The following is a 21,737-nucleotide window of genomic DNA, read 5'->3' as shown; positions in this document are numbered from 1 at the left end:
GCGCACGGAAAGTACTATGTGCGCCCTGTCGGACGGGTCGTTAGCTCAGTTGGTAGAGCAGTTGGCTTTTAACCAATTGGTCGTAGGTTCGAATCCTACACGACCCACCATCCGCTCCCGACGCGGGGTGGCGGTTCCGACGATCCGGCGGCGGGTCGTTAGCTCAGTTGGTAGAGCAGTTGGCTTTTAACCAATTGGTCGTAGGTTCGAATCCTACACGACCCACCACTCCCGCCGATTCTGGCGTCCATGGCGCTCCGGGTCGTTAGCTCAGTTGGTAGAGCAGTTGGCTTTTAACCAATTGGTCGTAGGTTCGAATCCTACACGACCCACCAGGATTTCCCGAAAACGCCCCGTCAGCCTTCTGCCGGGGCGTTTTCGTGTGCGTGTTCCGGGAGCGTTCGCCGCCGATTGGTGTCTCACGGGAAGCGAGAAGGACTGGGCAGCGCGATTGGCGCGCAGTACCATGATCGCTTCAGGTGCGTGACGGACGAGCAGGATCGTCCGTGGCGCTTCCGGTGAACGCAGGGGGAGCCCCTGCCTGTCGCAGTGGTAGACACGATGACAACCATGACTTCCCGTGCTCTCGTCCGAGAGCACCTGACGCGCACCTATTGCCCGACGCGGATCGCCGCCGAGGACGAGGCGCGCATCGACGAGATCAAGCAGCTGCTCGAACAGCGCGATGCCGTGCTGGTTGCCCATTACTACACCGATGACGCCATCCAGCAGCTCGCCGAGGAGACCGGCGGCTGTGTCGCCGACTCGCTGGAGATGGCGCGTTTCGGTGCCCGGCATCCGGCGTCGACGCTGGTGGTCGCCGGGGTGCGCTTCATGGGCGAGACGGCCAAGATCCTCTCGCCCGAGAAGCGGGTGCTGATGCCCACCCTGGAGGCGACCTGCTCGCTGGACATCGGCTGCCCGGCGGATGAATTCAGCGCCTTCTGCGATCAGCACCCCGACCGTACCGTGGTGGTCTACGCCAACACCTCGGCGGCGGTGAAGGCGCGGGCCGACTGGGTGGTGACCTCCTCCATCGCGGTGGACGTGATCGAGCATCTGCACGCCCGTGGCGAGAAGATCCTCTGGGCTCCCGACAAGCACCTGGGCGGCTATATCCGCGACAAGACCGGGGCCGACATGCTGCTGTGGGACGGTGCCTGCATCGTCCACGACGAGTTCAAGGCCAAGGGCATCACCGACCTCAAGGCGCTGCATCCGGACGCCGCGGTGCTGGTGCATCCCGAGTCGCCGGCCCCGGTGGTCGAGATCGCCGACGTGGTGGGCTCTACCTCGCAGCTGATCAACGCCGCCCGCGAGCTGCCCCAGCAGCGCCTGATCGTCGCCACCGACCGCGGCATCTTCTTCAAGATGCAGCAGGCGGTACCCGACAAGACGCTGTTCGAGGCGCCCACCGCCGGCAAGGGCGCCACCTGCAAGAGCTGCGCGCACTGCCCGTGGATGGCGATGAACGCGCTGGACAACCTGGCCGGCTCGCTGCGCGAGCTGAGCGGAGAGGTGTTCGTCGACGCTGCGCTGCGCGAGCGCGCCCTCAAGCCGCTGGAGCGCATGCTCAACTTCCAGCGCTAGGCCGAGCCACGCGCCGGTATTGTTACGATGCCGGCTCGTGACGGCTTCCCGTGCCCGCCGCTAGATTGGTCTCTCGGTAGGTTGTTCATCCGCAGTCTGGCCGTGGGAGCGACTTCAGTCGCGATGAGCGCACCACCGAGGCACCGCTGTCGGGGATGAATCCCCTCCCACAAGCTCCCTTCAGGGCGGGAATCCCCCTTTTCGGCAGGCGTCTCCGGCAGGCGTCTCCGGCAGGCCGGTCAGCCTGGATTACTACCCTCCAGTCAGCCGGCGGGGCCTTTCCGTGAACAACCTGATGGGTTTACACAGCTAGAACTGCTGCAGGGTATTGCGGTAATCCAGGTAGTCCCGTCGGCGGGCCTTGAAGCGGCCGGCCATGGCGAAGTCGCCGGCCCGGCGGGCGTCCTCCTCGGCGATGTCGAGCTGCTTGATCGCCCGGTCGATGTGGCCGGTGAGCTGCAGTTCCTCGGCGCGCGCCAGCATGCCCCACAGCGAATGTCCGCTGCGTCCCGCCGCCGCCGCCAGCAGGTCGAAGACCCGGGGGGTCTCGGGGTACTGCCGGCTCATGTCGCGCAGTCGCTCGAAGGCGGCGGCGGGATCGTCCTGCAGCTGAATCCGGGCCTTCACCAGCTGTGCCGGGTAGTAGTCCGGCATCAGCTGCAGCAGGCGATCGGCTCGGCTTGCCGCGGCGGCGAGGTCCCCTGCCGCCAGGGCGACCTCGGCGGCGGTCGCCGGGATCAGCGCCAGGTCCGGCCACTGCTCGGCCAGGCTGTCGAGTTGCCTGAGTGCCTGAGTGGTCCGGTGGTCGGCGGCTTCGGTCAGCGCCTTCAGGTAGCGCTGCGCGTCGGGCGGCGCCTTGCCCTCGCGAAGCCGGGCCATGGCTTGGCCCGGGTCGTCGGCGTACAGCGCCAGCAGGGCGCGGGCGCGGATCATCGCGTAGCGCGGGTCGTCGTCGGTTGCCGGCGGGCTGGGCAGCTGGTCGGCGCGAGCCTGGGTATCGCTGATCCGTGACTGGGTCACCGGGTGGGTGAGCAGGAACTCCGGCGGGTTGCCGCCCTGCAGGCTGGTCAGGCGCTGCATGGCGCGAAACATGGCGGGCATGGCCTGGGGGTCGAAGCCGGCGTCGGCCATGGCCTGCAGGCCGACGCGGTCGGCTTCCTGCTCGAAGCGCCGCGAATAGGCCAGCTGGTCCTGGATGAAGGCCGCTTGGGAGCCGGCCATGGCGGCCATGCCGGCATTGCCGGCGCCGCCGGCGGCCAGCACCATGCCGGCCAGCATCGCCGCCAGGGTCGGCAGCTGGGTTTCCTCCGCGCGTGCCTTGCGTCGGGCGAAGTGGTCCTGCCCCAGGTGGCCGAGCTCGTGGGCGAGCACCGAGGCGAAGGCGTCCTCGCTGTCGGCAAAGGCGAACAGTCCCTGGTTGACGCCGATCACGCCGCCGGGCACGGCGAAGGCGTTGAGCAGGCGGCTGTCCACCAGGGTGACGGTCCAGTCAAGGTTGCCGACGTGGCTGTAGGGCAGTAGGCGGGCGACCAGCGAGGCCACGTAGGTGCGGGTGATCGGGTCCTGCCAGGTCCGGGTCTGGGCGCGGAACTGGCGCAGCCAGGCGCGTCCCAGCCGGTACGCTTCGTCGCGGGAGACCCCGGCGCCGCTGTCGCCCAGCGTCGGCAGGGCGGCATCGCCGGAGGGCGCGGCCATGGCGGCCGGCAGCGGCGAGGCCAGCAGGGCCGTCAGCAGGGTGGTCGTCAAGAGCCGCAACATGGCGCTCCTCGTCGTTGATGGGCACCCTGGCTCGAACATTGATTCACCGTACAAAGTGCCGTTAAATCGAGGCGTTTTCGACCATTCTCACGGGAGGCGGCATGGGCCTGCAACCGAATGACGAGCTGGACGCGCGAGGCCTGAGCTGCCCGCTGCCCTTGCTGAAGGCCAAGCAGGCGCTGTCGCGCCTGGCATCCGGCCAGACGCTTTACGTGAGGGCGACCGATCCGGGCTCCTGGCGGGACTTCGAGGCGTTCGCCGCCCAGGGCGCCCACGAGCTGCTGGCGCGCGAGACACACGGCGACGAGTATCACTACTGGATTCGCAAGGGCGGTAGCGGGGCATGACCATGAAGGCCGTCTTCAAGACCTGGTTCGAGCGCTACTTCTCCGACGAGGAGGCGATCGTCCTGCTGCTGGTGCTGGTGCTGGGCTTCGCGGCGGTGATCTGGCTGGGCAAGATGCTGGCGCCGTTCTTCACCGCCCTGATCCTGGCCTTCATGCTGCAGGGCGTGGTCGGCTGGCTGGAGCGTCACGGCCTGCCGCGGCTGCTGTCGGTGCTGGTGGTGTTCCTGGTGTTCCTCGGCATGCTGCTGGCCCTGGCGCTGATCGTCATGCCGCTGGTGTGGAACCAGCTGGTGGACCTGGTGCAGGAGACGCCACGCATGTTCACCAGCGTCCAGGCCTGGCTCGAGCACATGCAGACCCGCTATCCGACGGTCATCACCCCGGCGCAGATCGACAGCTGGGTGGCTACCGCCGGGCGCGAGGCGACCCAGCTGGGCCAGCGGGCGCTGACGCTGTCGCTGGCCTCGCTAGGCAACGTGCTGAGCCTGATCATCTATCTGGTGCTGGTGCCGATCCTGGTGTTCTTCCTGCTCAAGGATCGCGAGTCGCTGACCCGCTTCACCCTCTCCCTGCTGCCGCAGAAACGCACCCTGATGACCCGCATCTGGTACGAGATGGACGACCAGATCGCCAACTACATCCGCGGCAAGGCGATCGAGATCGCCATCGTCGGCGGCACCGCCTTCGTCACCTTCTGGTTCTTCGGGCTGCCCTATTCGGCACTGCTGGGGCTGATCGTCGGGCTTTCCGTGCTGGTGCCCTATATCGGCGCGGCGGTGGCCACGGTGCCGGTGGCGGCGGTGGCCGGCTTCCACTTCGGGCTGGGCGAGCAGTTCGTCTACGTGGTGGTCGCCTACGGCGTGCTGCAGGCGCTGGACGGCAACGTGCTGGTGCCGATCCTGTTCTCCGAGGCGGTCAACCTGCACCCGGTGTCGATCATCCTGGCGGTACTGTTCTTCGGCGGGATCTGGGGCTTCTGGGGCGTGTTCTTCGCGATTCCGCTGGCCACCCTGCTCAAGGCGCTGGTGCAGGCCTGGCCCCGCAGCGTGGCGAAGCGGGACCAGCCGTTGCCGCAGGTCGACCTTCAGGACTGAGCGTGGAGCTCCCGGGCCGCGTCGAGCACATCGGCGACGTGGCCCGGCACCTTGACCTTGCGCCACTCCCGGGCCAGCCTGCCCTCGGTGTCGATCAGGAAGGTACTGCGTTCGATGCCCAGGTGTTCCTTGCCGTAGAGCTTCTTGAGCTTGATGACATCGAACAGGCGGCACAGCGACTCGTCCTTGTCGGCGATCAGCTCGAAATTGAAGCCCTGCTTGGCCTTGAAGTTCTCGTGGGCGCGCAGGCCGTCGCGGGAGACGCCGAGGATCACCGTGTTGGCGGCGTCGAAATCGGCCTTGTGATCGCGGAAGTCGCCGCCCTCGGTGGTGCAGCCGGGGGTGTGGTCCTTGGGATAGAAATAGATCACCACCTGCCTGCCGCGCAGCTCGGAGAGGGTGACGGTGGTGTCGTTGGTGGCCTGGGCGGTGAAATCGGGAACCGGTTGGCCGGGACTGACGCTCATGATGGACTCCTCGGGTGGCGGGACGAGACTCCGCGATTACACGCAAGCCGCGCTCGGCTGTAAAGCCCCCGCCACTCGGTGGATTGACGCCGGTGGCGCTTGACCTGTACAGGCCTCGAGCGCCTGAGTACCATTTGGCCTCTGGACCGGGTATCGATCACGATGGTTTCGCCGGCCCGGTAGCCGCTACCGGACGGGCCGATCAACAGGAGAGCACTGCAGGATGATCACAGGCAGCATTGTCGCGCTGGCGACCCCCATGAAAGCGTCCGGCGAGATCGATTGGGAGGCGCTGCGTCGCCTGGTGAGCTTCCATCTCGACAATGGCACCGATGCCATCGTCGCCGCCGGCACCACCGGCGAGCCCACCACCATGTCGTTCGCCGAGCATTTCGACGTCATTCGCACCGTTGTCGAGGAAGTTCGCGGCCGCATTCCGGTCATCGCCGGCACCGGTGCCAACGCCACCTCCGAAGCCGTCGAGCTGGCGCGCTACGCCAAGGAAGTGGGTGCCGACTATTGCCTGTCGGTCTGCCCCTACTACAACAAGCCCACCCAGGAAGGGCTCTACCAGCACTTCAAGGCCGTTGCCGAAGGCGGCGACCTGCCGGTCATCCTCTACAACGTGCCGGGGCGCACCTGCTCGGATCTCTACAACGAGACCGTCTTCCGGCTCGCCGAACTGGACAACATCGTCGGCCTCAAGGACGCCACCGGCAACCTGGAGCGCGCCGAGGAACTGATCGAGCGGCTCAAGGGCACCGGCTTCGCGCTGTATTCCGGCGACGACCCGACCGCCTGCGACTTCATGCTGATGGGGGGACACGGCGACATCTCGGTGACCGCCAATGTCGCGCCGCATGCCATGCACGAGCTGTGCGAGGCGGCGGTTTCCGGCGATACCGAGCGGGCCCACCAGATCAACACGCGCCTGATGCCGCTGCACACGGCGCTGGGCGTCGAGGCCAATCCCATTCCGGTCAAGTGGTCGTTGAACCGCATGGGGTATGCCGACAAGGGCATTCGTCTGCCGCTGACCTGGCTGTCCGAGAAGTACCATTCCACCGTGGGCGAGGCGCTGCAACTCGCCGGCGTTCTCGACGATTGAGTCGCCCCGGCCCCACGCAAAACAAGGTAGAAGCATGAAACCCGTCTTCAAATGGATGCCGCTGGTCGTTGCCGTCGGCGTGGTCGTCAGCGGATGCGGCGGTGACGGCTACTACTACGACCGCAACGACGAGTATCGCGCCGCCGAGATGGCCCCTCCGCTCGAGCTGCCGGACAGTCGGCCCACGGGACGCTACCAGAACGCCATGCCGGTGCCTGACGTCAACAACGACTTCGCCGCCGACGGCGAGTTCGAGGCGCCGCGTCCGCAGCCGCTGGCCGGCGGCGAGGAGGACGAGGCGCCCTACGTCCAGCTGCGCAAGGCGGGCAACGACCGCTGGCTGCTGGTCAATGCGGCGCCGGGCGGCGTCTGGCCGCAGCTGCAGCGCTTCGTCCAGACCCGTGGGTTGACGGCCACCACCCAGGATGCCTCGCGGGGGCTGATCGTCACCCCCCAGGCCGAACTGAGTGTGCGCCAGGGGCTGCGCGAGGCCACCAGTGAAGTGCGTTGCAACGGCCCGGCGTCCGAGGCCGGTGAGTGCCTGACCGCGCTCAAGGGTTATCTGGATGCCACCGGCGCCGATACTCAGGGCGTTTCGCTGGCCGCCCAGCAGATCGGCCAGGAGAAGCGGGTACGCCTGCAGAACGCCGGTGGCCAGTGGCAGTTGGTGCTGGCTCTGCCGCAGGACCGCGCCTGGTCGGAGCTGCAGTACCAGCTCGAGAATAACTTCACCGGCGACGGACGGCGTCTCGTCGACCAGAACCGCAGCGCCGGCGAACTGCTGATCGACTACCGCTCGAGCGCCGAGGACGGCGGCTGGTTCGACTGGTTCAGCAGTGACCAGCCGCAACGCTACCGCCTGTCGCTGAGCGATGCCGGCGCCGGCCGCACCGTGGTCAAGGTCGCCCGTGCCGACGGCAAGACGATGGGCGAGCGCGAGGCCCGCGAGGTGCTCGACGCCGTGGCCGCCACGCTGCGCTGATGACGGTGGACACCACGCCGGCCCCGCTCGCCGGGCGCCGGTTGCGCTTCGCCTCGCTGGGCAGCGGCAGCAAGGGCAATGCGACCCTGGTCAGCGACGGCGAGACGTACGTGCTGGTCGACTGCGGTTTCGGCCTGCGCGAGACCGAACAGCGCCTGGCCCGCTTCGGGCTGCATCCGCGCCAGCTCGCGGCGGTACTGGTCACCCACGAGCACGGCGACCATATCCGCGGGGTGGGGCCGCTGGCGCGGCGTCACCACCTGCCGGTGTATCTCAGTGCCGGCACCTGGCTGTCGCGGCGGCTCGGCGAGGTGCCGCGACACACCCTGATCACGCCCCAGGCGCGCTTCGCCATCGCCGGCCTCGAGATCGACCCGGTGACCGTGCCCCACGATGCGCGCGAGCCGGTGCAGTTCCGCTTTCACGCTCATCGGCGCTCGCTGGGCATCCTCACCGACCTGGGGCATCCCAGCGAGCACGTGATCGAGTGCTTTCGCGGCTGTGACGCGCTGGTGCTGGAATGCAACCACGACCCGCGCCTGCTCGCCGACGGGCCCTATCCGCCGAGCCTCAAGCGGCGGGTCGGCGGCGACTGGGGGCACCTGGCCAACGCCCAGGCGAGCCGGCTGCTCGGGCGGCTGGGGCTGGACCGGCTGCAGCACATCGTCTGCTCCCACCTGTCGGAGCAGAACAATCGTCCCGAGCTGGCTCGGGAAGCGCTGGAGCCGCTGCTCGACGGCGACACGGGGCGGCTGACCGTGGCCGCCCAGGCGCATGGTTTCGACTGGCGGGACGTGGCATGAACGGTATCCTTCGGGGGACCGGGCCGTGTAACGCTGCCAACGGATCGGCGGGGCGTCGCGAGTGACGCCCCGCCCTGGTTTTTCGCCTCACTTCGGAGGGTCTTCCCCCATGGAAAAACGCGACGAGCTCTACGCCGGCAAGGCCAAGTCGGTCTACCGGACCGACGACCCCGACCGCCTGATCCTGCATTTCCGCGACGACACCAGCGCCTTCGACGGCGAGCGCATGGAGTCGCTGGCACGCAAGGGGCTGGTCAACAACAAGTTCAATGCCTTCATCATGGGCAAGCTGGCCGAGGCCGGCGTTCCCACCCACTTCGACGGCCTGGTCTCCGATACCGAGTGCGTGGTCAAGAAGCTCGACATGATCCCCGTCGAGTGCGTGGTGCGCAATCGCGCCGCCGGCAGCCTGGTGCGCCGCCTCGGCGTGGAGGAGGGCATCGAGCTCGATCCGCCCACCTTCGAACTGTTCCTCAAGAACGACGCCCAGCACGACCCGATGATCAACGAGTCGCTGGCCATCACCTTCGGCTGGGCCACGGCGGCACAGCTGGCGCGGATGAAGGAGCTGACCTTCAAGGTCAACGAAGTGCTCAAGCAGCTGTTCCTCGACGGCGGCATGCTGCTGGTCGACTACAAGCTGGAGTTCGGCCTGTTCCACGGCGAGATCGTGCTGGGCGACGAGTTCTCCCCCGACGGCTGCCGCCTGTGGGACGCCGAGACCCTCGAGAAGATGGACAAGGACCGCTTCCGTCAGGGGCTGGGCGGCGTGATCGAGGCCTACGAGGAAGTCGGCCGCCGGCTGGGCATCGCCTTCGACTGATTCCGGGGAGAGCGCCGGCGGCTCAGGGACGCGGCGTGGCCAGCGGCACGATCTCGAGCACCTCGAGGGCCACGCCGCCGCCGTCCGCGTCGGCGACGGCCCGGAAGCGCACGTCGACGTCGCGCAGCGGGACGCCGTAGCGTCGCGCCTCGGCGCCGCGACGGTAGGCGGGACGGGGGTCCTGGGCGAGCACCTGGGCGATCAGCCGGTGCAGCGACTCGCCATCGGCGCGCTCGGCCAGCTGGCCGGCGGCACGGTCGCTGAAGCGCACCGGCAGCCGGACGGGCGGGGCCGGGGCGAACCCGGCGCGTGCCGCGGGCGGCGATTCGGCCCAGGGCAGGTAGGGCTTGATGTCGAGCACCGGGGTGCCGTCGACCAGGTCGTGACCGCGCAGGTGCAGGCAGACCCCGTTGCGGGTGTCGATGCCGGCGAGCTCGACCAGCGACAGCCCCAGCCGGTTGGGGCGGTGCGTGCTGCGGGTGGCGAACACCCCGATGCGGGCGTTGCCGCCCAGTCGCGGCGGCCGCACCAGCGGCGTCCAGCGCTCGGGGCTGCGGTGGAAGAGGAAGGTCAGCCACAGATGACTGACGTCTTCCAGGCCGCGTACCGTCAGCGGGTCGTCGAACGGCGCCAGCAGCTCGAGCCGGCCGCGGGCCTCCGGCGCCAGCCCCGGCTGGCGGGGGATGCCGAACTTGTCGGGGTAGTCGCTGACGATGCGGCCGATGGGCGTCAGGGTGAAGGCCTCGGGCGGAGCGGGATCATGATCGTGCATGGCGCCATTATGCCCGCTGTCGCGCCCGGCGACGAGCGAGGCGTGGCCGGGCACAATGGGGCCGGTGATGAATGAAGTCGACGGACACAGGCCGGCGAGGAGCAAGCCATGGATGAACGGATTCGTTTTCGCGAGGCCTTGCCCCGCGACGCGGCGGACCAGGCCGAGGTCTTCCATCATGCCGTGATGCAGGGGGCCGCCGGTCGTTACACGCTGGTCCAGCGCGAGGCCTGGGTCAGCGCGCTGCCCCGCGAGGCCAGTGCCTGGTCGGCGCGGCAGGCGCTGTACGCCACCCTGGTCGCCGAATGCGACGGGCGCTGCGTGGGGTTCTGCGAGCTCGATGTCGCGGAAGGGCGGATCGTGACGCTCTATGTCTGGCCGTCGCTGGCGCGTCGCGGCATCGGCGCACGCCTGCTGGAACTCGGGGAAAGCCTGCTGCGCGAGCGCGGCCTGAGCCGGGTGACCATCGAGGCCAGCCTGGTGCTGGCCGACGGCCTGGCGCGCCGCGGCTGGCGGCGCCTGGGTGACGAATGGGTCGAGCGCCAGGGCGAGTCACTGCCGCGGGTGCGCATGGATCGCGAACTCGACGCGGCGCCGGCCGGGCCGCGTCGGGGGGTGTCCTAGCGGCTCTCGACGTGCTCGACGCGCATCGACAGGTCGATGGCCTTGACGTCCTTGGTCAGCGCGCCGATCGAGATGCAGTCGACGCCGGTGGCGGCGATCGCCTCGAGGGTGGTGTCGCTGACGTTGCCCGAGGCTTCCAGCGTCGCCTTGCCGGCGGTGCGCGCCACCGCCTCGCGCAGGTCATCGAGCGAGAAGTTGTCGAGCATCACCACGTCGGCACCGGCCGTCAGTGCCTGGTCCAGCTCCTCGAGATTCTCCACTTCCACTTCCACCGGCAGGTCACGGGCGATGCTGCGCGCCTCGCGCACCGCCGCGGCGATGCCGCCGCAGGCGGCGATATGATTCTCCTTGATCAGAAAGGCGTCGTAGAGCCCGATGCGGTGGTTGTGACAGCCGCCGCAGGTCACGGCGTACTTCTGGGCCAGGCGCAGTCCCGGCAGGGTCTTGCGGGTATCCAGCAGGCGCACGCCGGTGTCGGCGACCCGGTCGGCATAGGCCCGGGCGCGGGTGGCGGTGCCGGACAGCGTCTGCAGCAGGTTGAGCGCCGCGCGCTCGCCGGTCATCAGGCTGCGGGCGGGGCCTTCCAGCTCGACGAACACCTGATCGGGCGCGAGCCGGTCGCCGTCGGCGGCGTGCCAGGTGAGATTGACCCGGGGGTCGAGCCGGCGATACAGCTCGTCGACCCAGGCCACACCGCACAGCACGGCCGCCTCGCGGGTGATCACCCGCGCGCGAGCCCACTGGCGCTCGGGAATCAGTTGCGCCGTGATGTCGCCGGGACCGACGTCCTCGGCGAGCAGGCGGGCGGTGCTGGTGCGGATCTCCTCGGCGAGGGCCTCATGGTAGTGCATGGCTGTCCTTGCTAGTGATAGGCGACAATGCCGTCATTATAGGGAAAGCCCATCCGATACGGCAGGGGAGACGCGCGTGAGAATCGAGAATGGCTGGCTGGTGCCGGCGCGGCAGGTGGTGTCGCCCAATGCCAACGAGCGGCCGGCGGGGGAAATCTCGGCCTTGGTGCTGCATTCCATCAGCCTGCCGCCCGGCGAGTTCGGCGGCGATGCCATCGAGCGGCTGTTCACCAACACCCTGGACCCGGCGGGCGACCCCTTCTTCGCCACCATCGCCGGCCTGCGGGTGTCGGCGCACCTGCTGATCCGCCGTGACGGCGAGTGCGTACAGTTCGTGCCCTTCACGCGGCGGGCCTGGCATGCCGGGCGCTCGCGCTGGTTCGACGGCGAACGCGAGCGTGTCGAGCTCAACGACTTCAGCATCGGCATCGAGCTGGAAGGTGACGAAATCACCCCCTATCGGGAGCGCCAGTACCGCTGCCTCGCCGAGGTGACCCGCGCTCTGCTGGCCGTCTATCCGGCCCTGGATGCGCGGCGCATCACCAGTCATGCGCGCATCGCGCCGCTGCGCAAGAGCGATCCGGGGCCGGCGTTCGACTGGGCCTATTTCCGCCAATGCCTGGCGTCGCCCCGGCCGACCTTGCGGTAGCTGCACTACACGGCAGCCGCGGTGATGACGACTGTCATGGAAGTGGCTAATATTGCAGCGCAATGAAGACTTTGGAAAAGATTTCCAGGTTAAGCTCAATTGGCAGATTGCAGTGTTTGCGGTATCTTCGAACCCAGAATCTGTCACTTTCGCATGCGTGTCTGTAGTTTCATTACACCGCGAAGGACACGGAGACACGACCCGCAGAAGGTCGGCCCGCACTGAAGAGCGCTACATGCCCCGATGCTGTGATCCAGCGGGAGGGCAGACCGACACCCTATCTTCATTCGGAGAGACGTCTATGAGTCTGGAGGCAAGAGAAGATATCGATCCGACCGAAACCCTGGAATGGCTGGAATCCTTGGAATCGGTCCTGGATCGAGAGGGCGAAGAGCGCGCCCAGTACCTGATGAGCCGGCTGGCCGATCGATTCCGTCGCGACGGTCGTCAGGTGCCCTTCTCGGTGACGACGCCCCATCGCAACACGATCCCCGTGCACCGTGAGGCACGCATGCCGGGCGATCTGTTCATGGAGCGCAAGATCCGTTCGCTGGTCCGCTGGAACATGGCGGCGCAGGTCATCCGGGCCAACAAGAAGCACAAGGGACTGGGTGGCCACCTGGCCAGCTACATGTCCAGTGCCACGCTCTATGAAGTCGGCTTCAACCACTTCTTCCGTGCCCCGCAGGGCGACTTCAAGGGCGATCTGATCTATATCCAGGGCCACGTGTCTCCGGGCATCTACGCGCGCTCCTTCCTGGAGGGCCGGCTGACCGAGGAGCAGATGGACAACTTCCGTCAGGAAGTCGACGGCAATGGCCTGTCCTCCTATCCGCACCCCTGGCTGATGCCGGACTACTGGCAGTTCCCGACCGTGTCGATGGGCCTGGGGCCGATCACCGCGATCTACCAGGCCCACGTCATGAAGTACCTCGATTCGCGCGGCCTGCAGCCGATGCAGGATCGCAAGGTCTGGGCCTTCCTCGGCGACGGCGAGTGCGACGAGCCGGAATCGCTGGGCGCGCTGCACCTGGCCAGCCGCGAGAAGCTCGACAACCTGATCTTCGTGGTCAACTGCAACCTGCAGCGTCTCGATGGCCCGGTGCGTGGCAACTCGCGGATCATGGATGAGCTGGAGGGCGTATTCCGCGGCGCCGGCTGGAATGTCCTCAAGGTGGTCTGGGGCCGTTTCTGGGACCCGCTGTTCGAGCAGGATTCCAAGGGCGTGCTGCAGAAGCTGATGGACGAGACCGTCGACGGCGAATACCAGAACTACAAGGCCAACGGCGGCGCCTATACCCGGGAGCACTTCTTCGGCAAGTATCCCGAGACCGCCAAGATGGTCGAGAACATGTCCGACGAGGACATCTGGAAGCTCAACCGTGGCGGTCACGACCCCTACAAGGTGTATGCGGCCTATCAGGAGGCGGTCAGCAACGCCAACGGCAAGCCGACGGTAATCCTGGCGCATACCGTCAAGGGCTATGGCATGGGCGGTGGCTCCGGTGAAGCCGACATGGAAGCGCACCAGATCAAGTCGATGGATACCGAGGCGCTCAAGAAGTTCCGCGACCGCTTCGCCATCCCGGTCTCCGACGAGCAGCTCGACAGCGGCGTCATGCCGTACTACAAGCCGTCGGAAGACAGCCCGGAAATCAAGTACCTGCACATGCGTCGCGAGCAGCTCGGCGGCTATCTGCCGGCGCGCAAGCACGACTTCGAGAGCATCGAGATTCCGGGGCTGGACGACAAGACCTTCGCCGCCCAGATCAAGGGCTCCGGGGATCGCGAGGTCTCCACCACCATGTCGTTCGTGCGCATCCTCAACGGCCTGGTCAAGAACAAGGCCTTCGGCAAGCAGGTGGTGCCGATCATCCCCGACGAGGCGCGGACCTTCGGCATGGAGGGCATGTTCCGTCAGCTCGGCATCTATACCTCCGAAGGGCAGAAGTACGAGCCCATGGATTCCGGCCAGATCATGTACTACCGCGAGGACAAGGCCGGGCAGATCCTCGAGGAAGGCATCACCGAGGCGGGCGCCATGTCGGCGTGGATCGCCGCGGCGACCTCCTACTCCAACCACCACATGCCGCTGCTGCCGTTCTACATCTACTACTCGATGTTCGGCTTCCAGCGCATCGGTGACCTGGCGTGGCTGGCCGGCGACATGCAGGCCCGCGGCTTCCTGGTCGGCGGCACCGCCGGGCGCACGCCGCTCAACGGCGAAGGCCTGCAGCACCAGGACGGTCACAGCCACATCCAGGCCTCGACCATCCCCAACTGCCGCAGCTACGACCCGACCTACTCCTACGAGCTGGCGGTGATCGTTCAGGACGGTCTGAAGCGGATGTACCAGGACAGGGAGAACTGCTTCTACTACCTGACCGTGATGAACGAGAACTACGAGCATCCGGAAATGCCCGAGGGTGTCGAGGACGACATCATCAAGGGCATGTACCTGCTGCGCGAGGTTCCGGGCAAGAAGGACAAGGCCCACGTCCAGCTGATGGGCTCCGGCACCATCCTGCGCGAGGTCGAGGCGGCCGCCGAGATCCTCAAGGAGGAGTACGGCATCGGCGCCGACATCTGGAGCGTGCCGAGCTTCAACGAGCTGCGTCGCGAGGCGCTGGAGATCGACCGTCAGGCCTTCCTCAAGCCGGAGCAGGAGCCGGCCAGGCCGCACGTCACGGCGTGCCTGGAGGGTCGCAAGGGGCCGGTCATCGCCTCGACCGACTACATGAAGCTCTACGCCGATCAGGTCCGCGCCTGGGTGCCGACCGACTATCACGTGCTCGGTACCGACGGCTTCGGCCGTTCGGATACCCGCGAGAAGCTGCGCCACTTCTTCGAGGTCGACCGCCACTTCGTCACCGTGGTCGCCCTCAAGGCGCTGGCCGATCGCGGCGAGCTCGACCGCAAGGTCGTGGCCGATGCCATCAAGAAGCACGGCATCGATCCGAACAAGCCCAGCCCGCTGGTCTCCTGAGACCGTTCAGGCGGCTGATCTGACGCCGGACGGGCTACGCTGAAGGTAGCCGTGGCCCGTCCGCGCCGAGCACGATTTGGAAGGAGCGCGACCTTGAGTAGCGAAATCATCAAAGTTCCCGATATCGGCGGCAGCGAAGACGTCGAGATCATCGAGGTGGCCGTGTCCGAGGGCGACGTCATCGCCCCCGAGGACACCATGATCACGCTGGAGTCCGACAAGGCCAGCATGGACGTCCCCGCGCCCAAGGGCGGCAAGGTCGTCAAGGTGCTGGTCAAGGAAGGCGATACCGTCTCCGAGGGCGACGACATCCTCGAGCTGGAAGCCGAGGGCGGCGGCGACGCCGACCAGGACGAGGCCCCCGCGAAGGCCGAGGACCAGCCGGCCGCGAAGGCCGACAACGAGAAGGCCGACAAGAAGGGCGGCGGCGGCCAGGCGGCGAAGAAATCCTCGGGCGGCGGCAAGCGCACGGTGGAGGTCAAGGTCCCCGACATCGGCGGCAGCGAGAACGTCGAGATCATCGAGGTGGCCGTGGCCGAGGGCGACAGCGTCAACGCCGAGGACGCGCTGATCACCCTGGAGTCCGACAAGGCCTCCATGGATGTGCCCAGCCCGCATACCGGCAAGCTGGTGTCGCTGGCGGTCAAGGAAGGCGACACCGTCTCCGAGGGCGACCTGATCGGCACCATGGAGATCGAGGGCGAGGGCGGCGACGAGGCCGAGTCCACCCCGGCCGATGACGAGTCGGCGCAGGCCGACGAGAGCGCCGAGGCGGAAGCGCCGCAGGACGACGACGCCGAGGAAGCCTCGGGCGAGCCCGAGCGCAAGGAGATCCGCGTCCCCGACATCGGCGGCAGCGAGAACGTCGAGATCATCGAGGTCGCGGTGTCGGCCGGCGATGCGATCGACGAGGAAGACCCGCTGATCACCCTGGAGTCCGACAAGGCCTCCATGGACGTGCCCAGCCCTTACAAGGGCACGCTGGTCGAGATCAGCGTCAAGGTGGGCGATACCGTCTCCGAGGGTGACCTGATCGGTTACATCGAGGTGGCGGGTGCCAAGCCCAAGCCGAAGAAGACCGAGGCCTCCAAGAGCGGCAGCAAGCCCGCGGCCCAGGCCGAGAAGCCGGCGGCGGCCCCTGCCGGTTCGCCGAGCCCCGAGGCCCAGGTGGCCAACGAGCCGCCGCGCGACGGCAAGCTGGTTCACGCCGGCCCGGCGGTGCGCATGCTGGCCCGCGAGCTGGGCGTCGACCTGGCGCAGGTCAAGCCCTCCGGGCCCAAGGAACGCGTGCTCAAGGAGGACGTGCACACCTACGTCAAGCAGGCGATGAGCCAGAAGTCGGCGGGCGGCGCACCCGCGGCGGCCGCGCCGGCGGCCGGGGGCTCGGGCATTCCGCCGATCCCCGATCAGGACTTCAGCCAGTTCGGCGAGGTCGAAGAGAAGCCGATGGGCCGCCTGATGAAGATGGGCGCCACCAATCTGCACCGCAGCTGGGTCAACCTGCCGCACGTCACCCAGTTCGACGAGGCCGACATCACCGAGCTGGAAGCCTTCCGCAAGTCGATGAAGGCCGAGGCCGAGGCACAGGGTGCCAAGCTCACGCCGCTGCCGTTCCTGATCAAGGCGGCCGCCTTCGCGCTGCGCAAGTTCCCGCAGTTCAACGTCAGCCTGAAGAGCGACGGCGAGACGGTGGTGTGGAAGAAGTACGTCCACATCGGCATCGCCGTCGACACCCCGGACGGCCTGATGGTCCCGGTGATCCGCGACGCCGACAGGAAGTCGCTGGTCGACCTGGCCAAGGAGTCCGTGGAGCTGGCCAAGAAGGCGCAGTCGAAGAAGCTCAAGCGCGAGGAGATGACCGGCGGCTGCTTCACCATCTCGAGCCTCGGCTCGATCGGTGGCACGGCGTTCACGCCGATCGTCAACGCGCCGGAAGTGGCGATTCTCGGCGTCTCCAAGTCGCAGATGAAACCGGTCTGGGACGGTCAGGCCTTCCAGCCGCGGCTGATGATGCCGCTGTCGCTGTCCTACGACCACCGGGCGGTCAACGGGGCCGACGCGGCGCGCTTCACCGCGTTCCTCGGCCAGGTGCTCACGGATATCCGTCGCCTGCTGCTGTAACGCCCGACCGTCGGCCTTTCACGGCCAACGTCAACGACGGCGGCCCGAGCGATCGGGCCGCCGTTTTTTTGTCCGTGTGCGGCGGTTCAGTGTCGCCGGGCGCTTGGTTATGCTGGGGGTATCTTCACCGACCGCACGGAGCCCTGCCATGGCGCTGCCCGACGCCTTTCTGCCCCTGATGGACCTTCCCTCGTCGCTGCAGGAGCGCCTGCAACACATCGAGACGCGCTGCCGGGATGCTCTCGTGCAGGCCGACGAGCGGGCCGGCCGGGAGGAAATGGATCCGCCCGGCGAGGCTTGGGCGGCGCTGTCCGAGTCGCGCCGCGCCCAGCTGGCGCGGGTGCTGGCCGTGTCCGACTTCGCCGCCGATGTGCTGGTTCGGCATTCGGCCTGGCTGCTGCAGCTGGATGCCGATGCCGAGCTCGATGCCGCGCCCGACCGGGCGACACTCGACGGCTGGCTGGCGGATGCACTGGACGGGGTCGACAGCGAGGAGCAGCTGCACGCCGCACTGCGCCGGTTCCGCAACGCCCGCCTGCTGGGCATCGTCTGGCGGGATCTGGCGCGCCCCGCGGGCCACACCATGTGGGATACCGCGGCGAGCGTCTCGCGGCTGGCCGAGTGCTGCCTGGAGGGGGCCCTCGGCTGGCTGGAGCAGCACCTGGCGCCGCGCTGGGGGCTGCCCGCGCCCTGTGCCGACGGCACCCCGCAGCGCCTGGTGGTGCTGGGCATGGGCAAGCTGGGGGCCGGCGAGCTCAACCTGTCCTCCGACATCGACCTGATCTTCGCCTTTCCCGAGAAGGGCACCACCCAGGGCGGCAGGCGCGAATACGACCACCAGGAGTACTTCACCCGGCTGGGGCAGAAGCTCATCGCCGCGCTGGATGCGCCCACCGCCGACGGCTTCGTCTTCCGTGTCGACATGCGCCTGCGTCCGCTGGGCGACGGCGGGCCGCTGGTGGGCAGCTTCGCCATGCTCGCCAGCTACTATCAGGACCAGGGCCGCGAGTGGGAGCGCTACGCCATGCTCAAGGCGCGCCCGGTGGCCGGCGATCTCGATGCCGGACGCGAGCTGCTGGAGAGCCTGCGGCCGTTCGTCTATCGCAAGTACCTGGACTTCGGGGCCATCGAGTCGCTGCGCGAGATGAAGGCGCTGATCAACCGCGAGGTGCGCCGCCGCGGGATGGACGAGAACATCAAGCTCGGCCCCGGCGGCATCCGCGAGGTGGAGTTCGTGGTCCAGGCCTTCCAGCTGATCCGCGGCGGGCGCGACACCGAACTGCAGGTCACCTCGCTGCGCCAGGCGCTGGCGCACCTGCCCGAGCTGGAGCTGCTGCCCCAGGCGGTGGTCGACGAGCTCGAGCCGGACTACGTCTTCCTGCGCGACCTGGAGCATGTCCTGCAGGCGCTCGACGACCGCCAGACCCAGACCCTGCCCTCGGCGGCCATCGATCAGGAGCGGGTGGCGCTGGGGATGAGCCACGACGGCTGGTGCTTCGAGGACTGGCCGGCGCTGATGGCGCATCTCGGCGAGACCCGGGAGCGGATCCGCCGCCACTTCGATGCGGTGATCGCCGAGCCCGAGGCCGACGAGGAGGACGCTCCGGCCGAGACCCCAGAGGGCAGGGAGGCGGCGTCGCGGCGTGTGCCGCTTAGCGAATGGCGGGCCCTGTGGCGTGGCGAGCTGGACGACGACGAAGCCCGCGAACAGCTTGCCGAGGCCGGCTTCGACGATGTGGCGGGCGCCCTGCGCCGGGTCGCGGCGCTACGCCAGTCCCGGGCCGTGCAGGGCATGCAGCGGATCGGCTTCGAGCGCCTCGATGCCCTGATGCCGCTGCTGCTCGATGCCGCGGCCGACAGCGAGGCGCCGACGGTCGCCCTGGAGCGGGTGCTGCCGCTGATCGAGGCGGTGCTGCGGCGTACCGCCTATCTGGCCCTGCTGCGCGAGAACCCCGATGCGCTGGAGCACCTGATGCACCTGTGCGGGGCCAGCCCGTGGATCGCCGAGCAGCTGGCCCGCCATCCGGTGCTGCTCGATGAACTGCTCACCCCCGCGACACTCTACTCGCCGGCCGACAAGGCGCGGCTGGCCGACGAGCTGCGCCAGGCCCTGACGCGCCTACCCGAGGACGACGAGGAGGCCCGGCTCGAGGCGCTGCGCGTCTTCAAGCACGCCCAGGTGCTGCACGTGGCGGCCTCCGACATCGCCGGGGCACGCACGCTGATGAAGGTCAGCGACTACCTGACCTTCATCGCCGAGGTGGTGCTGGAGCGCGTGCTGGGCATGGCCTGGCGTCACCTGGTCCGCAAGCACGGCTGTCCGCAGCGCCACGACGGCTCGCGGGCCGCGGCCGAGGCGCCGGCCTTCCTGATCGTCGGCTACGGCAAGCTGGGCGGCATCGAGCTGGGCTACGGCTCGGATCTCGACCTGGTGTTCCTGCACGACGGCGCCCTGCAGGGCACCACCGACGGGCCGCGGCCGATCGACAACAGCGTCTTCTACACCCGGCTGGGGCAGCGCATCATCCATCTGCTCACCGCCGTCACGCCGGCCGGCGCCCTCTACGAGGTCGACATGCGCCTGCGCCCCTCGGGCAACGCCGGGCTGCTGGTCACCAGCCTCGACGCCTTCGCCGAATACCAGCGCCACGAGGCCTGGACCTGGGAGCATCAGGCGCTGGTCCGCGCGCGGGTGGTCGCCGGCAGCGAGGGGTTGGCCGAGCGCTTCACGGCGGTTCGCGGCGAGGTGCTGGGACGGGAACGCGATCCGGGGAGGCTGCGCGACGAGGTGGTCGCCATGCGCCACAAGATGCGCGAGCACCTGGGCAGCCGTGCCGACGACCGCGAGGCGGGGCGCTTCGATATCAAGCAGGATGCCGGCGGCATGGTCGACATCGAGTTCCTCTGCCAGTACGCCGTGCTGGCGTTGAGCCATGCCGAGCCGGCGCTGCTCGAGTGGAGCGACAACATGCGCCTGATCGAGACGCTCGAGGCGACGCGCCACCTGAGCGGCGACCAGGCCCGCCAGCTGCACGATGCCTACCTGGCCTACCGGGACACCAGCCACCGGCGGGCGCTGGCCAAGGCGAGCGGCACCGTCGACGAGGCGCCCTTCCACGTCCATCGGGAAGCGGTGAAGGCCCTGTGGCGGGCCTGGCTGGAGCCCGGCGGCGATGACTGAGGGCGACCGGTTCTTCGGCGCATTGGCTAGGCTTGATGCAGGCTAGTGTCGTCGCGGGCAGGAGCCGTTAGTCTCGCGACTTCGCCACGAACGCGCGGGAGGCGCGTTTTTCAGGTTACCGGGCAAAGGGAGAAGCCATGTTCGAGTGGATCGCGCAACACAAGGCCGTGCTGACCGTCTTCACCAACCTGGGCACGCTGTGCATCTGGCTGGTCTACGCGCAGCTGCTCTACTGGGGGTTCCGTCGCCAGCGCCGCCCGCGGCTGATCATCAACCGCGGCAAGCAGAAGGACATCAATGCGCTGTGCATCATCAGCAACATGAGCGCCGAGTCGATCTTCATCGAGTACATCATCGCCGAGCTGGAGACGAACCGGGGCACCGTCGTGATGGATGTCACCGACTTCGAGATGCAGTACAGCGAAGGCGAGTCGGTCGAGAAGGACGGCGAACGGCCGTCCGCGCATGACCGGCCGCTGGCGGAGAACACGCGCCAGGGCCCGCTGGGCTCGGGGGACTTCCTGCACATCGGTACCTTCGACGGCCTGATTCGCCGCATGGCGCGCGACGAGGGAATCGAGATGGAGGGCCACAGGCCCTGCGGCGACCTCGAGTTCAAGAGCCTGACGATCCGGCTGATCGGCATCTACGGGCCCGAGGACATGCCGATCGGCGCCGTGCGTTCCTTCCGGCTGCAGGACAACGACCGCTACTGCTCGCTGACCCCCACCTCCTGGGATACCCGGCGCCTGGCCTCGCGGCGCGAGCGTCGCCAGCTGCGCCGCGAGGTGCAGCAGCTCAACTCGACCAACTTCAGCGTGTCGTCGTCGTTCCAGCAGGCCGAGAAGTGAGCGTGGCTCATGGTGTCTCGAGCAGCCGGGCCAGACTGGCTTCGAGGTCGACCAGATTGGGCTGGATTACCGCATGCGCCGGAAACGGCGAGTGCTCGGCGCCATCCGAGAGGATACCCACGAAATGGGTGCCATTGGAGCGCGCCGCCCGATAGTCGTTGTAGGAGTCGCCGATCATCACCGTACGTGCCGGCTCGTGATTTCGGTAATCGAGCAGGTTGCGCAGGCCGCTGACCTTGTCGGGGGGCGCCCCCAGGACGTCATCGAACAGGGCATCGAGACCGCGGGCGACGATGATTCGCCGCAGTTCCGCCTGCGGCGTGGCGGAAAGCAGGTAGAGCGGCAGCCGGCCCCGCCAGCGTTCGAGGAACGCGACCGCGCCCGGCAGCGCGGGCGTTTCGGCCACCTGGGCTTCGATGCGTTCGGCAAAGGCCGTTGAGAGTTCGCGGATGCGCTTGTCGTCGACCGGACGGCCGAGTATGTGCGCCTCGATGTGGTGGAACTTGACGTCACGGGGCTGGCCGCCGCCACGGGCCAGGTAGGCGAGCACCGCCTGGTAAAGGGCAGGCGGCTGATCATGGTAGAAATCGGCGAAGGTACTGCGCTTGAGTCGCGCCGAGTCGAGAATCACGCCGTCGCAGTCGAAGACCAGGGCGTCGAAGCGGGACTCGAGGGTATCGGGCATGAACAACTCGCGAGCGGATCCGTGAACAGGCCCGGGCGAACCCGG

18 protein-coding genes and 3 tRNA genes are annotated in these 21,737 nt (G+C 68.0%); 16 read left to right on the top strand and 5 right to left on the bottom strand.

Annotation, left to right across the window (positions count from 1 at the left end):
- The first annotated feature begins 34 nt into the window (after positions 1 to 34).
- The 4 genes from KGQ91_RS01210 (at position 35) to nadA (ending at position 1,590) form a co-directional block, all read left to right on the top strand.
- Positions 35 to 110 (top strand) — tRNA-Lys (locus KGQ91_RS01210).
- A 42-nt stretch (positions 111 to 152) separates the two neighbouring features.
- Positions 153 to 228: transfer RNA gene (locus tag KGQ91_RS01205), tRNA-Lys, on the top strand.
- Between the two features lie 31 nt (positions 229 to 259).
- A tRNA-Lys gene (locus tag KGQ91_RS01200) sits at positions 260 to 335 on the top strand.
- A 226-nt stretch (positions 336 to 561) separates the two neighbouring features.
- Positions 562 to 1,590 (top strand): quinolinate synthase NadA, encoded by a 1,029-nt coding sequence (gene nadA / locus KGQ91_RS01195; RefSeq protein ID WP_163649831.1) that lies wholly within the window; start codon positions 562 to 564, stop codon positions 1,588 to 1,590.
- Positions 1,591 to 1,899: 309 nt separating this feature from the next.
- On the opposite strand, the gene KGQ91_RS01190 is transcribed toward nadA, so the two are convergent.
- On the bottom strand, positions 1,900 to 3,348 hold the full coding sequence (locus KGQ91_RS01190; RefSeq protein ID WP_163649302.1) for a M48 family metallopeptidase: 1,449 nt from the start codon (positions 3,346 to 3,348) through the stop codon (positions 1,900 to 1,902).
- 101 nt (positions 3,349 to 3,449) lie between these two features.
- Here KGQ91_RS01190 and KGQ91_RS01185 point away from each other — a divergent pair, with 101 nt between their 5' ends.
- Together KGQ91_RS01185 and KGQ91_RS01180 are read left to right on the top strand one after the other, a co-directional pair.
- Positions 3,450 to 3,695, top strand: coding sequence for a sulfurtransferase TusA family protein (locus KGQ91_RS01185; RefSeq protein WP_163649301.1), 246 nt, complete (start codon positions 3,450 to 3,452; stop codon positions 3,693 to 3,695).
- A complete protein-coding gene (locus KGQ91_RS01180; protein WP_163649300.1) occupies positions 3,692 to 4,789 on the top strand; it encodes an AI-2E family transporter in 1,098 nt (365 codons plus the stop codon). The genes KGQ91_RS01185 and KGQ91_RS01180 overlap by 4 nt, the downstream gene beginning before the upstream one ends.
- On the opposite strand, the gene KGQ91_RS01175 is transcribed toward KGQ91_RS01180, so the two are convergent.
- Positions 4,780 to 5,256, bottom strand: a complete 477-nt coding sequence (locus tag KGQ91_RS01175) for a peroxiredoxin (RefSeq protein WP_224420054.1) — start codon at positions 5,254 to 5,256, stop codon at positions 4,780 to 4,782. The two genes, KGQ91_RS01180 and KGQ91_RS01175, sit on opposite strands and share 10 nt — an antisense overlap.
- A 223-nt stretch (positions 5,257 to 5,479) precedes the next feature.
- Between KGQ91_RS01175 and dapA the strand changes: the two genes are divergently transcribed.
- The 4 genes from dapA to purC all read left to right on the top strand — a co-directional run bounded on the left by dapA (position 5,480) and on the right by purC (position 8,972).
- Complete coding sequence (dapA, locus tag KGQ91_RS01170; RefSeq protein ID WP_163649298.1) at positions 5,480 to 6,364, top strand: 4-hydroxy-tetrahydrodipicolinate synthase; 885 nt, start codon at positions 5,480 to 5,482, stop codon at positions 6,362 to 6,364.
- Positions 6,365 to 6,398: 34 nt separating this feature from the next.
- Entirely contained in the window at positions 6,399 to 7,346 is a 948-nt protein-coding gene (locus tag KGQ91_RS01165; RefSeq protein WP_224416603.1) for an outer membrane protein assembly factor BamC, read from the top strand.
- Complete coding sequence (locus KGQ91_RS01160; RefSeq protein WP_224420053.1) at positions 7,346 to 8,149, top strand: MBL fold metallo-hydrolase; 804 nt, start codon at positions 7,346 to 7,348, stop codon at positions 8,147 to 8,149. Before KGQ91_RS01165 ends, KGQ91_RS01160 begins: the two co-directional genes overlap by 1 nt.
- Positions 8,150 to 8,258: 109 nt before the next feature.
- On the top strand, positions 8,259 to 8,972 hold the full coding sequence (gene purC / locus KGQ91_RS01155) for a phosphoribosylaminoimidazolesuccinocarboxamide synthase (protein WP_163649295.1): 714 nt from the start codon (positions 8,259 to 8,261) through the stop codon (positions 8,970 to 8,972).
- 22 nt (positions 8,973 to 8,994) lie between these two features.
- On the opposite strand, the gene tsaA is transcribed toward purC, so the two are convergent.
- Complete coding sequence (gene tsaA / locus KGQ91_RS01150) at positions 8,995 to 9,744, bottom strand: tRNA (N6-threonylcarbamoyladenosine(37)-N6)-methyltransferase TrmO (RefSeq protein WP_163649294.1); 750 nt, start codon at positions 9,742 to 9,744, stop codon at positions 8,995 to 8,997.
- A gap of 108 nt (positions 9,745 to 9,852) precedes the next feature.
- Between tsaA and KGQ91_RS01145 the strand changes: the two genes are divergently transcribed.
- Positions 9,853 to 10,368, top strand: coding sequence for a GNAT family N-acetyltransferase (locus tag KGQ91_RS01145; RefSeq protein ID WP_163649293.1), 516 nt, complete (start codon positions 9,853 to 9,855; stop codon positions 10,366 to 10,368).
- Here KGQ91_RS01145 and nadC read toward each other — a convergent pair.
- Positions 10,365 to 11,219 carry a carboxylating nicotinate-nucleotide diphosphorylase gene (nadC, locus tag KGQ91_RS01140; RefSeq protein WP_163649292.1) on the bottom strand — a complete coding sequence of 285 codons (855 nt, stop codon included), beginning with the start codon at positions 11,217 to 11,219 and terminating at the stop codon, positions 10,365 to 10,367. The genes KGQ91_RS01145 and nadC overlap by 4 nt on opposite strands.
- 76 nt (positions 11,220 to 11,295) lie before the next feature.
- On the opposite strand from nadC, the gene ampD reads away from it, so the two are divergent.
- From ampD to KGQ91_RS01115, 5 genes are all read left to right on the top strand, one after another.
- Entirely contained in the window at positions 11,296 to 11,868 is a 573-nt protein-coding gene (gene ampD, locus KGQ91_RS01135; RefSeq protein ID WP_163649291.1) for a 1,6-anhydro-N-acetylmuramyl-L-alanine amidase AmpD, read from the top strand.
- 301 nt (positions 11,869 to 12,169) lie between these two features.
- Complete coding sequence (gene aceE / locus KGQ91_RS01130; RefSeq protein WP_224420052.1) at positions 12,170 to 14,854, top strand: pyruvate dehydrogenase (acetyl-transferring), homodimeric type; 2,685 nt, start codon at positions 12,170 to 12,172, stop codon at positions 14,852 to 14,854.
- A gap of 93 nt (positions 14,855 to 14,947) precedes the next feature.
- Positions 14,948 to 16,975 (top strand): dihydrolipoyllysine-residue acetyltransferase, encoded by a 2,028-nt coding sequence (gene aceF, locus KGQ91_RS01125; RefSeq protein WP_224420051.1) that lies wholly within the window; start codon positions 14,948 to 14,950, stop codon positions 16,973 to 16,975.
- A gap of 148 nt (positions 16,976 to 17,123) precedes the next feature.
- Positions 17,124 to 20,156, top strand: coding sequence for a bifunctional [glutamate--ammonia ligase]-adenylyl-L-tyrosine phosphorylase/[glutamate--ammonia-ligase] adenylyltransferase (glnE, locus tag KGQ91_RS01120; RefSeq protein WP_224420050.1), 3,033 nt, complete (start codon positions 17,124 to 17,126; stop codon positions 20,154 to 20,156).
- A gap of 137 nt (positions 20,157 to 20,293) precedes the next feature.
- On the top strand, positions 20,294 to 21,007 hold the full coding sequence (locus tag KGQ91_RS01115) for a hypothetical protein (protein ID WP_224420049.1): 714 nt from the start codon (positions 20,294 to 20,296) through the stop codon (positions 21,005 to 21,007).
- A 7-nt stretch (positions 21,008 to 21,014) separates the two neighbouring features.
- Here the strand turns inward: KGQ91_RS01115 and KGQ91_RS01110 are convergent, their stop codons facing one another.
- Entirely contained in the window at positions 21,015 to 21,692 is a 678-nt protein-coding gene (locus tag KGQ91_RS01110; RefSeq protein ID WP_224420048.1) for an HAD family hydrolase, read from the bottom strand.
- Between the last annotated feature and the right edge of the window lie 45 nt (positions 21,693 to 21,737).

The organism is Modicisalibacter tunisiensis (genome assembly GCF_020148005.1).
Taxonomy (GTDB): Bacteria; Pseudomonadota; Gammaproteobacteria; order Pseudomonadales; family Halomonadaceae; genus Modicisalibacter; species Modicisalibacter tunisiensis.
Note: the sequence above shows the minus strand (reverse complement) of the source record. Positions and strands in the feature narration are given on the sequence as shown.